Source organism: Marinobacter sp. (assembly GCF_041690455.1).
Lineage (GTDB): Bacteria > Pseudomonadota > Gammaproteobacteria > Pseudomonadales > Oleiphilaceae > Marinobacter.
In genome coordinates, this window is the sequence record NZ_JAWLHI010000046.1 from 1 (window position 1) to 12,117 (window position 12,117).

The 12,117-nt window shown below is 55.3% G+C and carries 15 protein-coding genes, 2 tRNA genes and 1 pseudogene; 16 read left to right on the forward strand and 2 right to left on the reverse strand.

Annotated elements, in window-relative coordinates; all coding sequences use genetic code 11:
* From ACESMW_RS12295 to ACESMW_RS12345, 11 genes and pseudogenes are all read left to right on the forward strand, one after another.
* Nucleotides 1-310 (forward strand): annotated as a pseudogene (locus ACESMW_RS12295) (4-(cytidine 5'-diphospho)-2-C-methyl-D-erythritol kinase); the annotation flags it as partial.
* A 19-nt stretch (nucleotides 311-329) separates the two neighbouring features.
* A tRNA-Gln gene (locus ACESMW_RS12300) sits at nucleotides 330-404 on the forward strand.
* 52 nt (nucleotides 405-456) lie between these two features.
* A complete protein-coding gene (locus tag ACESMW_RS12305) occupies nucleotides 457-1,407 on the forward strand; it encodes a ribose-phosphate diphosphokinase (RefSeq protein ID WP_372987323.1) in 951 nt (316 codons plus the stop codon).
* Nucleotides 1,408-1,574: 167 nt separating this feature from the next.
* On the forward strand, nucleotides 1,575-2,210 hold the full coding sequence (locus ACESMW_RS12310) for a 50S ribosomal protein L25/general stress protein Ctc (protein WP_372987324.1): 636 nt from the start codon (nucleotides 1,575-1,577) through the stop codon (nucleotides 2,208-2,210).
* A gap of 21 nt (nucleotides 2,211-2,231) precedes the next feature.
* The gene (gene pth / locus ACESMW_RS12315; RefSeq protein WP_372987325.1) at nucleotides 2,232-2,822 is read left to right on the forward strand and encodes an aminoacyl-tRNA hydrolase; all 591 of its coding nucleotides are present in this window, start codon (nucleotides 2,232-2,234) and stop codon (nucleotides 2,820-2,822) included.
* Nucleotides 2,823-2,906: 84 nt separating this feature from the next.
* Nucleotides 2,907-3,998: a redox-regulated ATPase YchF gene (ychF, locus tag ACESMW_RS12320; protein WP_372987326.1), complete on the forward strand. Its 1,092-nt coding sequence runs from the start codon at nucleotides 2,907-2,909 to the stop codon at nucleotides 3,996-3,998.
* A 357-nt stretch (nucleotides 3,999-4,355) separates the two neighbouring features.
* Nucleotides 4,356-4,715, forward strand: coding sequence for a roadblock/LC7 domain-containing protein (locus ACESMW_RS12325; protein WP_372987327.1), 360 nt, complete (start codon nucleotides 4,356-4,358; stop codon nucleotides 4,713-4,715).
* 159 nt (nucleotides 4,716-4,874) lie between these two features.
* Complete coding sequence (locus ACESMW_RS12330; RefSeq protein WP_372987328.1) at nucleotides 4,875-5,843, forward strand: hypothetical protein; 969 nt, start codon at nucleotides 4,875-4,877, stop codon at nucleotides 5,841-5,843.
* 10 nt (nucleotides 5,844-5,853) lie between these two features.
* On the forward strand, nucleotides 5,854-6,384 hold the full coding sequence (locus ACESMW_RS12335; protein WP_372987329.1) for a GTP-binding protein: 531 nt from the start codon (nucleotides 5,854-5,856) through the stop codon (nucleotides 6,382-6,384).
* A 16-nt stretch (nucleotides 6,385-6,400) separates the two neighbouring features.
* Nucleotides 6,401-6,790: a roadblock/LC7 domain-containing protein gene (locus tag ACESMW_RS12340; RefSeq protein ID WP_372987330.1), complete on the forward strand. Its 390-nt coding sequence runs from the start codon at nucleotides 6,401-6,403 to the stop codon at nucleotides 6,788-6,790.
* A gap of 28 nt (nucleotides 6,791-6,818) precedes the next feature.
* Nucleotides 6,819-7,226: a hypothetical protein gene (locus tag ACESMW_RS12345; protein ID WP_372987331.1), complete on the forward strand. Its 408-nt coding sequence runs from the start codon at nucleotides 6,819-6,821 to the stop codon at nucleotides 7,224-7,226.
* Between the two features lie 43 nt (nucleotides 7,227-7,269).
* Here ACESMW_RS12345 and ACESMW_RS12350 read toward each other — a convergent pair whose 3' ends face one another.
* Nucleotides 7,270-8,847, reverse strand: coding sequence for a metallophosphoesterase family protein (locus tag ACESMW_RS12350; RefSeq protein WP_372987332.1), 1,578 nt, complete (start codon nucleotides 8,845-8,847; stop codon nucleotides 7,270-7,272).
* Nucleotides 8,848-9,094: 247 nt separating this feature from the next.
* Here ACESMW_RS12350 and ACESMW_RS12355 point away from each other — a divergent pair.
* From ACESMW_RS12355 to ACESMW_RS12375, 5 genes are all read left to right on the forward strand, one after another.
* Nucleotides 9,095-9,171 (forward strand) — tRNA-Met (locus ACESMW_RS12355).
* 139 nt (nucleotides 9,172-9,310) lie between these two features.
* Nucleotides 9,311-9,670, forward strand: coding sequence for a roadblock/LC7 domain-containing protein (locus ACESMW_RS12360; RefSeq protein ID WP_372987333.1), 360 nt, complete (start codon nucleotides 9,311-9,313; stop codon nucleotides 9,668-9,670).
* Between the two features lie 142 nt (nucleotides 9,671-9,812).
* Nucleotides 9,813-10,010, forward strand: a complete 198-nt coding sequence (locus tag ACESMW_RS12365) for a hypothetical protein (RefSeq protein ID WP_372987334.1) — start codon at nucleotides 9,813-9,815, stop codon at nucleotides 10,008-10,010.
* A gap of 87 nt (nucleotides 10,011-10,097) precedes the next feature.
* Nucleotides 10,098-10,280 (forward strand): hypothetical protein, encoded by a 183-nt coding sequence (locus tag ACESMW_RS12370; protein WP_372987335.1) that lies wholly within the window; start codon nucleotides 10,098-10,100, stop codon nucleotides 10,278-10,280.
* A 69-nt stretch (nucleotides 10,281-10,349) separates the two neighbouring features.
* Nucleotides 10,350-11,564 (forward strand): serine hydrolase domain-containing protein, encoded by a 1,215-nt coding sequence (locus ACESMW_RS12375; protein WP_372987336.1) that lies wholly within the window; start codon nucleotides 10,350-10,352, stop codon nucleotides 11,562-11,564.
* Nucleotides 11,565-11,608: 44 nt separating this feature from the next.
* On the opposite strand, the gene ACESMW_RS12380 is transcribed toward ACESMW_RS12375, so the two are convergent.
* On the reverse strand, nucleotides 11,609-12,070 hold the full coding sequence (locus tag ACESMW_RS12380; RefSeq protein ID WP_372987337.1) for a hypothetical protein: 462 nt from the start codon (nucleotides 12,068-12,070) through the stop codon (nucleotides 11,609-11,611).
* Nucleotides 12,071-12,117: the final 47 nt, after the last annotated feature.

The following is a 12,117-nucleotide window of genomic DNA, read 5'->3' on the forward strand; positions in this document are numbered from 1 at the left end:
GCAAGGGTTGACAAGGGATACCCCCGGAATCAAAATAGCGCCCGCTTTTGAGGGAGACGCCTCGAGGTACCGAAACGACTGTGAGGATGTAGTTCGAAGACTGTATCCTGAGGTTCATCAAGGCCTGGAGTGGCTTGCACAATTCGGACCTGCAAGATTAACCGGAACCGGGGCTTGCATATTTGGACGTTTCCCGACAGAATCCGCAGCCCGGATTATCTGGGAAAGCAAACCCTCCGGCATCACGGGGTTCGTAGCTAAAGGGGTGAACGTATCGCCTCTTCACCAAAAGCTGACAGAGCTGAAATGATGCCAAAAAAGCACGATACTGGGGTGTCGCCAAGTGGTAAGGCAACGGGTTTTGATCCCGTCATGCGCAGGTTCGAATCCTGCCACCCCAGCCACCTTTCTCCCGCTTCTTCTGAATCAAACGCCGATACTGAGAAGGATGCCGTCGTGTCCAAACTGATGATTTTCGCTGGCAATGCCAACCCGGCCCTTGCCCAGGATATTGCCAAGAAACTTCACATTCCCATGGGTCAGGCCACTGTAGGCCGTTTCAGCGACGGGGAAACCACCGTCGAGATCAATGAGAATGTCCGGGGCCATGATGTTTTCATCATCCAGCCCACCTGCTACCCCACCAACGATAACCTGATGGAACTGATCGTGATGGCTGACGCCCTGCGTCGCGCCTCCGCCACACGTATCACAGCGGTTATCCCCTATTATGGTTATGCCCGCCAGGATCGCCGTGTCCGCTCAAGCCGGGTAGCCATCAGCGCCAAGGTCGTTGCCGACATGATCTCCAGCATCGGCGTGGATCGTGTTCTGACCGTCGACCTGCACGCAGACCAGATTCAGGGCTTCTTCGACATCCCGGTGGACAACATCTACGCCACCCCGGTGATGCTCGAGGACATCGAGAAGCAACGTTTCGAGAATTTTGTCGTGGTGTCCCCGGACGTGGGCGGCGTGGTTCGCGCCCGTGCCGTGGCCAAGCGCCTGGATGATGCCGATCTGGCGATCATCGACAAGCGTCGCCCGAAGGCGAACGTTTCCCAGGTCATGCACATCATCGGTGATGTAAAGGACAAGACCTGCATCCTCGTGGACGACATCATCGACACCGCAGGCACGCTGTGCAAGGCGGCCAACGCCCTGAAAGAACACGGTGCAGCGAAGGTTATTGCCTATATCACCCACCCCGTCCTTTCCGGACCGGCTATTGACAACATCAATGCCTCCCAGCTGGACGAACTGGTGGTATGTGACACCATTCCGGTGGATGACAAAGCCCGCAATTGTGATAGAATCCGCGTCCTCCCCATGGCAGGGCTGCTCGCCGAGTCCATTCGTCGCGTGAGCAACGAAGAGTCCATCAGCGCCATGTTCGAGAACGTCTGAGCCGGCCAGGTGCCGTAACCTCAGGCCAACAAGGCAGTTTTCGGGTCGGGAGCCCCTACGGGCTCCCGACTCTTTTCGTCAGTCGGGGAAAACCCCGGCTTCATCAGAAACATCATCTGTTCCGAGCCTGGTCGCGGGCCGCTCAGATGACGAGTGAGGTAAAAACCATGTCTCAGGAATTCGTAATTGAAGCATTTCCTCGTGACGACCAGGGGAAAGGTGCGAGCCGCCGCCTGCGTCGCGAGGAGCGTAAGATCCCGGCCATCATCTATGGTGGCGGCAAAGACGCTACTCCAGTTGCCATCTGGCACAACGAGCTGAAAAAGGCCCTGGAAAACGAAGCATTCTTCTCCCACGTTCTGACCGTTGAACTGAACGGCAAGAAAGAGAGCGTGATCCTGAAGGACCTGCAGCGTCATCCGTACAAGCCGATCCTGACCCACGCCGACTTCCTGCGTGTCGACAAGGACCACGAGATCCACGTCAACGTACCGCTGCACTTCATCAACGAGGAAACTGCTCCGGCCATCAAACTGCAGGGCGGTGTTGCCAACCACCAGATCAACGAAGTTGAAGTGATCTGTCTGCCGCAGAACCTGCCCGAGTTCATCGAAGTTGACATGGCTACTGTCGACATGGACCAGGTGATTCACCTGAGCGACCTCAAACTGCCGGAAGGCGTCAAGATTGCCGCTCTGCTGCAGGGCGAGGATCACGACCTGCCGGTTGTGGCTATCCACAAGCCGCGCGGCGCCAAGGTTGACGAAGGCGAAGAAGGCGAAGAAGAAGGCGGCGAGGAGTAATCACTCCAGGGGCAACGGCGAATGGCACAGGATATTGTCATGGTGGTCGGACTGGGTAATCCCGGCCCCGACTACGAGAATACCCGCCACAACGCCGGCGCCCTGTTCGTCGAAGCGCTGGCCCGCGATGCGGGCCAGACGCTCCGCCCCGAAAGGAAATACCACGGGCTCTACGCCCGCATTCAGTGGCAGGGACTCGACCTGCATCTGCTGAACCCCTCCACGTTCATGAACCGCAGCGGCCTTGCGATCAAGGCATTGGCGGACTTTTTCAAGATCCCCCCCGAGAAGATCCTGGTCGCCCACGATGAGCTCGACCTGCCCCCGGGTACCGCCAAACTCAAGAAAGGTGGCGGCCACGGTGGTCACAACGGCCTGCGGGACACCATTGCCCACCTGGGCACCAACAGCTTCCAGCGCCTTCGTCTCGGCATCGGCCACCCCGGCGACAGCCGCAAGGTGACCGGCTATGTGCTCGGCCGGCTGGGCAAGCAGGAAACCGAACAGCTCAACGCCGTGTTTGACGAGATCATGGGCGTACTCCCGGATGCCGCCAACGGCAAGCTTGCAGCTGCCATGAACCGGCTGCACAGCTTCAAACCCGGGCCCTGATCAAAGCACAACCCCTTACTCGCACCCATACCGATACACCGGTATAATCCGCCACAAATTTTTCAGTACCAGCAGAGGCATTCCATGGGATTTAACTGCGGCATCGTCGGCCTTCCCAACGTCGGCAAATCCACCCTGTTCAACGCGTTGACCAAATCCGGTATCGGCGCCGAAAACTTCCCGTTCTGCACCATTGAGCCGAATGCCGGCGTCGTCCCCATGCCGGACCCGCGCCTGAACAAGCTGGCCGAGATTGTGAAGCCCGAACGTGTTGTGCCCACGGCCATGGAGTTTGTGGACATCGCCGGTCTGGTCGAGGGCGCCTCCAAGGGTGAGGGCCTGGGCAACCAGTTCCTGGCCAACATCCGCCAGACCGATGCCATCGCCCACGTGGTTCGCTGCTTTGAAGACGGCAACGTCATCCACGTGGCCAACAAGGTCGATCCCGCGTCCGATATCGAGGTCATCAACACCGAACTGGCCCTGGCCGATCTGGAGACCGTGGAGAAAGCCATCAAACGGGTACAGCGGGTGGCCAAGAGCGGCGACAAGGAAGCCAAGGCCCAGCTCGAGATGTTCGAGCAACTCCTGCCGGTGCTGAACGAGGGCAAGCCGGTGCGCAGCATGAACCTGGACAAGGACCAGATGGCCCTGATTCGCGAACTGTGCCTGCTCACCGTCAAACCCACCATGTACATCGCCAACGTCAACGAAGACGGCTTCGAGAACAATCCGCACCTGGACACCGTCAGGGAAATCGCTGCTGCAGAGAACGCGGTTGTGGTGCCGATCTGCAACAAGCTTGAAGCTGAAATCTCCGAACTGGAGGATGACGAGAAAGCGATGTTCCTGGAGGAGATGGGCATGGAAGAGCCCGGCCTCGATCGGGTGATCCGTGCCGGCTACAAGCTTCTGGGACTGCAGACCTACTTCACCGCCGGGGTAAAGGAAGTGCGCGCCTGGACCGTCAAGATCGGCGCCACCGCCCCGCAGGCGGCCGCCGTGATCCATACCGACTTCGAGCGCGGCTTCATCCGTGCCGAGGTGGTGAGCTACGACGACTTCGTCCAGTACAACGGTGAACAGGGCGCGAAGGATGCCGGCAAATGGCGACTGGAAGGCAAGGACTACATCGTGCAGGATGGCGACGTAATCCATTTCCGTTTCAACGTGTAATTAATATAAGGGTGGGCCGAGACATCGTAAGATCCGGCCCACCCCAGCCTACCTCTTGATCTCTCCCCTAACCCCACTCGTCGGGCAAGTTCTGCTCTAAGCCCGATATTTCAACCGTATAGCTGCCTCGCCAACTTTCGCCGGTCAGCACGAAATGGAACCTCTGTCCCCGTGCATCGGCCTGTCCACGCGGGTCTTCTCTGCTCACCGTCATATTTCGTTACGGCCTGTCTTAAAAGGCCAAAAAAACAAAACAAGTTTTTACGACCAAAACATTGATGCAGATCAACATTACCTCTAATCTTTTAGTCGATATAAGAATAACGTTATCACTAAAATGACAAGGGGAATAGCAGAATGGCTGATATTTCAGGTCTTAAAGAGATCGAGGGGTTCGTCGGTGGCTGTCTGGTAGACAGCGAATCCGGCCTGATTCTTGGCACCGAGGGAGGCAACGATTTTGATCTCGATACCGCAGCTGCCGGTAACACGGAAGTCGTCAGAGCCAAGCGTAAGACTATGTCTGCGCTCGGTATCTCCGGGAACATCGAAGACATCCTGATCACGCTTGACGACCAATATCACCTGATACGACTCCTCAAAAGCAACGATGCCGTGTTCCTATATGTCGTTCTGAATAAGGCAAGCGGCAATCTCGGTATGGCCCGGATGCTCACAAAGAACGTCGAGAAATCTCTCGACCTATCTTCACTCTAGAGCCTGAAAGCTAGATCCCAAGCACGAATAGCCCGCGAGGCGACTTCAGCGAGAGCGCTCAAAGCCCGCCTTTCACAGAGCTGTGAGCGCAGCTTGGCGAGCCAAGACGTTTTCCGGTTCGACTGCTCTCGCCCGACTCTGTATTTCTGGAGGAATACCTTGAAGACACTCTCCAGCAAAGGATTGACAGAAAAAGACCTGTTAGTCCTGAAGTCCCTGGTGGATCTGATGATGTCCCGGACAAGCGACACGTGGGAGTATGCTGAGAGCGACAACTGCGACGCTGTCATCATCGATACCGATAATCTTGAAAACTCCACGGCTATCATTGACGAGATCGAAGCGCGGCATGCGATTGCCATTGAATACTCGACTGGCGCAAGCGCCGGAAAGACCCACTTCAGGATAAAAAAACCACTGCGCGCGGCAGACCTCATCGCGGTTTTCAATTCCGTAGAGGCTGGGCTCGCACCCAGAAACGGGGCGCAGCCGTCAGCCGCCGACAACGACAAACCTCCGGCACAACCCGGCATTTCGTCTGGCCGGGATTCCGGAATACTGGATCTACTGAACGGGCCGGATTCCCGTTTCCTGATAATCACGGCCAACAATTGCGAGTGCGTTATCGACCTTACCAACGATAGATATCAGATCACTAGCGATGTTGCCTTCGACGAGCTACTTCGCAGTTCCGAGAAAAGCATTACCCTGAGCACTGCATCCGGGCTCCAGGAGAGCTTCGAGCCATCGTGGCAGAGCGCGCCCTCGCTCAGGTGGAAACTGGGAATTTTCCTGTCAGAGGGCGAACTGATCAAAACCCTTCATAGCAAGAGCCGGTTCAAGCTGCTGCGATGGCCTCCCTCTGACATACCACGCGCCATGCCGACTGCTATGGCTCTCAGCGCCTCGTTGAGCCGGAAGTCTGGCGCGACTATCGAGGAAGCTCTGTCAGCAACCAATGTTTCGACTGAAGAGGCGATTGGTTTTGTCAATGGCGCCTACCTCTCCGGGGTATTGTCAGTCCGGGCCTTCAACCTGGATGACCATGGCCAAAAGACGGCCAAAGCAGAGCACACCAAAGGCCTATTCGACAAGATACGCGACCGCCTTAAAAGAAAGCCGAAATGAGGTTTAACCTGTGTCTGAAGTCAAACTGATAATTACCGGCCCCCCGGGAGCAGGCAAAACAACAGCGATTGCGGCCATCAGTGAAACGCCGCCTGTTCGCACGGACACCCGAACCACAGATGATCTCTCATCAGTAAAAGAGGAAACGACCGTCGCCATGGATTTCGGCGAACTCACGTTGGATGACGGACAGAAGATCTTTCTTTACGGAACTCCTGGGCAGAAACGCTTTGAGTTTATGTGGAAAATTCTGGTTGAGGGCGGTCTCGGCCTGATCATCCTCGTGGATTGCTCCCGCCCCGAACCTGTCAACGATCTCAAGATCTATCTGGAAAACTTTTCGGATTTCATTGAAAAGACAGGCGTAGTGGTCGGTATAACCAGAACAGATGGAGTCAACGCACCCGAAATTAGCGAATTTTACGAGTGCCTCGAATCGACCGGACGCATCTTCCCGATGTTTGAGGTCGACATAAGAGAACGCGAAGATGTCGCGCTCCTTATTGATGCTCTGGTTTCAGCTCTTGAGTTTTCCCAATAGGAAAAGATTCAACGCCATGACTCAGTACAAGTTTTCAGAAAAAAGTGAAGCATTCTGCCAGGAAGTTTTCGCGCAAATGTTAAACAGTAGCGATGCCATATACGGGATACTGGTATCCACTGTGGATGGCCATGACGTGGCAAAAAACTTCAGGAAAGAAATGCCCGCATCCAAACTCTCCGCCATGATGAGCTCCATTCTGGCCCTTGGAGAGACCATTGCTGTTGAAGCACAACAGCAGCAGTGCCGTTATGTCATCGTCGAAAACAGCGACGGATACCTACTGACCTTGAAGTTAAAGGACAAGCTCGTTCTGAGTGTAATCGCGACAACCAATGTAAATCTCGGGATGTTGCACAGCGTTAGCAGAAATGCAGCCGAGAAATTAGCTGCGCATGTACGGTAACCCAAAGCCAAACTTAGAGAAGGTAAAAATGTCAAACCTCAATGAAATCTGCCAAAACATGGTCAATGAAGTCGGTGATGCACTGGGAGCAGCTGTTGTTGACCTGGAGTCCGGCTTGCTTCTCACGGTTGCACACAATGTTCCCTACTTTACCCAAAGTTATCTGGATGCCGTAGCCGCAGCAGCCGTGGATATGTTCAGGGGAAAAACCGTTAACACAGTAGAAAAACTCATTGCGTCACAACGGGGTACTGACGTGCACCGATTGGTGCAAGAAGTCCAGATGACAACCGAAAAGACCTACCATTTCATGTCGATTGTGCCCGGTAAACCGAACGCGCTAATGGTCCTGATCACTGGCAAGAAAGCGAATCTCGGCATGGGCTGGGCGGCACTTCGGGGTGCTCTGCCCAAAGTATCACCTCTCTGCCCCTGAATAGACTGATCGATCGCCTCCGTGCCGGACCCGGAGGCGATCGCTACCGGCCGTTGAGCAACCTGCTGCTCAGCTGGGAGGGAAAGCCCTTCCGATTCATCTCATCAATAACTGCTGAGACATCGTAATCGAGGTTGATAAATTCAATCTCGAAAGTTTCAGTATCAAGGATTGCAAACTCAAGACCTGTTCTCCCTCCCCTTGGCTGCCCCACAGACCCTGGGCACACCAATCCCTGATCAACAGATGCGAGGGGGTAGGAGCCGGAAACCGAATGGCCCGTCAGAGTCTTCCTGGCATAGTAGACGCCGGCAATATGAGTGTGTCCGTGAAAGCAATACCGTATTCCCCGCTCTTTCATGTTCTGAAGATTGTCCTCATACGTCATCCGATAGACGTAGCCATTCATGAAAGTCGGATCCTGAGGCGCTCCGTGAACGGCAAGCCAGTCCTCCCCGTCAAGATACAGCGGCAGGCTACCAAGCCATTGACGTTCTGCCGATGAAAGCCGGCTTACCGTCCAGTCAATCACCCAACGGGAGCCAGCCGAAAATCCCTGGCCGGCTTTGCCGATGGCAGTGGCGTGGTCATGATTGCCCCGGATGATGTGGAAGTCGCCCGCTCTGAGAAGCTCAATACATTCTGAAGGATGCGGACCGTAACCGACGAGATCACCCAGTATCAAAACCCTGGAGATGGACCTTCGTCCCAGCTCTGCCAGGGTTTTCTCCAAAGCTGGCAAATTGGCGTGAATGTCCGCAAGGATCGCGACAAGGCCTGTCCCCCGGTCCATAATATGCGGAGCCTCGGCCGAGATGACGTACACCGACGGAGCTGCATTTTCGGCTCCCGTATTCTCTCTTGTTACTTGAGCAAACCCTTTCAGGAAATGATCGCGCCGTGCTGACTGCTCTTCATTGGCCGTAAAAACGCCTCGGATCTGCTCGGCGATAATATCGATCCATTCGGAATCCGGATAGCAATAGTCGAGCCAATTGCCGAGGCTTGCCCCCAGAGAAGAGAAAAAAACCTCCGGAAACTCAAAAAATTGCCGAAACCAGACGCCGATCGCCTGGGACAGCCCCGCAAACCCGTCCCAACCGTATATGTCGTCATCAAGGTAAAAGACTTTACCGTCTTCATCCGCGCCAAAATTCGAAAGCCCGGGATCAAGCGTCTGCTCGTGATCTTTCATAAAACGGATGTAGATTGAGAAATACTGATCCAGCAACTGCGACGCACCTGAGGAATCGGCAGACAACAAAGATATGTGCAGCGGGTAAAGCGTTTTCGTGATATTCCCCAGCCAGCACCGATTTCTGAATTTGGCGACAAACCAGGTCTTGGATGGATGGTAGATACCCAGCTTCCGCTCATTTTTGCTGCTGAATTCGCCCCTATGTCTGGCCTGAGGCTCAGCCAGACATACTCCGGCATGTACCTTTACGATTTTGCCGTTCTGCTCGAAAATCAGCGTACCCGGCTTGCCTGTAAACCTCTCTCCGTGTTCCAGGGCCCGGAAACCGGAACGGATAATGTCTTGGATCATCTCGGCATGGCAGTCCGAGTTCACGGAACTGTCGAGGACTTCAATGTCGGCAAGCTTCAGGTCATCAAGCATTTTTCGCCAAGTATCGATTACGGGGTATCATCATGCCTCCGGAGCAGCAGTGTGTCGAGGAGAAGTCGGAGCCCGGTCCAGCCTGGTTTTTTTACACTCAGCGACAGACTCAAACATATGTTTTTATTGTTTTTTATTGAATTGAAGGGTTGTAAGTCAGCAATTCCCAGACAGAATTTGGCTGCTCACGCTTGACAGCCAACAGCCTCACCCATATTATACGCGCCGCTTCCATCGATGAAGCAATGGCAAGGTAGCTCAGTTGGTTAGAGCACGGCACTCATAATGCCGGGGTCGGCGGTTCGACTCCGCCCCTTGCTACCAGTATTCAGAAAAGGGTTGCAATCACAGTTGCAACCCTTTTTGTTTGCCCGCCCGAAGCAGTTAGACAATAAGCATAGAGTAATGTAAAACTTTCGGATATGAGCCCTTTTGCCCAATTACTCTTACAGGAATGCTGAAAGTGTCTGGTGCTGAGATCAAAAAACAGCTAACAAGCCTCTGCGAAGCCTCTAAAGAGATCAAGTCCAGCATGGTGGTCTCTTCTGATGGCTTTGTCATCGCGCATCACGGAGATGCCAGGGATCCGGACCTGTTTGGAGCACTCTTCCTTGAGCTGAAAGTTGTTTGCGAAAAAATCATAACTCAGCTCGATTATGAAGAGGTCGAGGAGGTTTATATCCGTTCAAAGTCCGGCGGGGTAACGGTTTTCCCAATTTTTGACAAAGGTTATCTTGCCTGCCTGTCGTCAGTTAACCTGAATGCTGGAACCGTCCAGATTCTGGCCTGGAAATACGTCAGAAAAATCTATGAACTTCTATGACAGGCTCGGAACCCGGTCTCGTCGCCAGGCCATGTTTTGCATTATTGCACATCCCTTAAACAACCTTTGACAATCCCCTCCGGCCAATTGCCCTATCATCGGCAGAGCAAGTCCAACATGCCGATGGGAGCACCAAGCCCGCATGAAGACATCTCCTGCAGAGGTGGCCTTTCTTACAGTTCTGATCCTCGTCTCCGCCCTGGTTTTTTCCGGCTTTAACCTGAAGATGCTGGCGATCTCCGTCGGACTCTTCCTTGTGTATGTGGCCGTCTTCTTCTCCGGCTCCATTCAGGATTACTTTCGGGATCAGGCCAGACAGCGTAACGAGGAAGAAGACTGACTCCTTCTCATTCCAAAGTCTCAATGGCCTCGGGCGGCCCTCAGGGTACAATCTCCTGCCTTTTCACTAGTGCATCCCTGTAGCGTCATGAAAAAGATCTTTCTGGAACTTGCTGTGGTTCTGGCCATTACCTTCCCGGCCGTGATGATCATTGCCGAAAGACCGGCTCAGGTGCTGTTTATCTGCGCCTCGATCCTGGTGGCCTACATCATCATTTTCCTCTCCATGAACTTCGGCGCCCGTGGCCAGGATCGCCGCTGGCGTATCTGAGCCACACCCTGCCCTTCTCCCGTTCCCGGGAATGGATTAAGCTCCCGGTTTTAACCACAGGATCTGTCCATGCCGGAATCCGATATCGTCGCGGGCCTGTCGCTCGAGCGCCTGGGCCGAATCAGCCAACACCTGGATGACAAGTACATTCGTCCTGGCAAACTGCCATGTGCAGTGACCCTGGTGGCCCGTCATGGCCAGGTTGCCTGGGTAAATGCGCAGGGGCTGATGGATGTGGATCGCAACAGGCCGGCTCAGAGGGATACCCTGTTCCGGATCTATTCCATGACCAAGCCGGTCACCTCCATTGCCATGATGCAACTCTACGAACAGGGCCGATTCCTCCTGGATGACCCGGTGCACAAGTACATCCCCTCCTGGCGCAATCTGCGCGTCTATAAAGGTGGCACCTATCCCGAGTTCGAAACCGGACCTGCGACGACCACCATGACCATCCGGGATCTGCTGACGCACATGTCCGGCCTGACTTATGGCTTCCTGGAACGGACCAATGTCGACGCCGCCTACCGCCAGCTCAAGCTCGACGGCAGCTCGATTCTGACCCTGGACAAACTGGTTGAGCGGCTGGCCGAACTGCCACTGGAGTTTTCGCCCGGCACGGCATGGAATTATTCGGTTTCAACCGATGTGGTGGGCTACCTGGTCCAGCTGCTGGCCGACAAGCCACTGGACGACTATTTCCGCGAGCATATTTTCTCACCGCTGGGCATGACGGATACCGGCTTCCAGGTCCGGCCGGATCAGATCGACCGCTTCGCCGCCTGCTACCTGCACCAGCCCGGGGACACCATGAAACTCCAGGACGACCCGGATCGATCCAGGTTCAGCAGACCGCCCAGGTTCCTGTCCGGCGGTGGCGGACTGGTCTCCACCATCGACGACTATCACAGTTTTGCCCAAGCGCTGTGCCAGGGAGGCGAGTACCGTGGCCAGCGGATTATTGGCCGCAAGACCCTGGAGTTCATGCGCCGGAACCATCTGCCGGGCAATCAGGATCTGCCGGCACTGTCTATTGGTACGTTCAGCGAGACGCCCTATGAAGGCAGCGGGTTCGGGCTCGGGTTCTCCGTGAAGACGGATGTGGCGAAATCACTGACCAACGGCTCCGAGGGCGAGTTTGGCTGGGGCGGCCTGGCCAGCACCAACTTCTTCGTAGACCCGAAGGAGGATATGGTAGTGATCTTCATGACCCAGCTGATACCGTCCTCATCCTATCCGGTCCGTCAGGAACTCCGGGCCATGGTGCACGGGGCGCTGGTATAGAAAAGCCCGCGGATGCGGGCTTGATTCATACAGTCACCAGCAGCTCAGTCACCCCAGAATTTCCACCAGGCCCTGGACTTCTCCTGTTTCTGGGCCTGGCCTTGCTCGCTGCCTTTGGAGGCCGGATCTGCCTGGCGGTTTTCGTTGTCACGGTTACCGCCTTCGCCCTTGTCCTGCACTCCCTCTTCGCTGCGCTCCCGTGACCGTTCTTCCTCCTCGAGCCGTTCGCGTTCACGCTCGGCGTCGCCCTTGGCCCGGTCAGCGCCCTCTTCGGCGCGCTCACGACTTTCCATCTCCTCCTCAGAGCGCTCGCGCATCTCGTCAGCCTTTCCCTGGCCCTTGCCCTTGGCTTCTCCGGCTTTCCCCTGGCCCTTCTTGAGCATCTCTTCCGCCTGCTGGCCGTTTTCAGCCGCTTCGGATTGCGCCAGAACCGGTGCCGAGACCAGGCTGCCGCCCAGCAGAAGACCGGAAGCCACAACGGTGGAGCGAATCAGTGTCAGTTTCATTGAATCTTCCTTGTTCAGGTAGGTGAGCTTTGCATCAAAACACATAC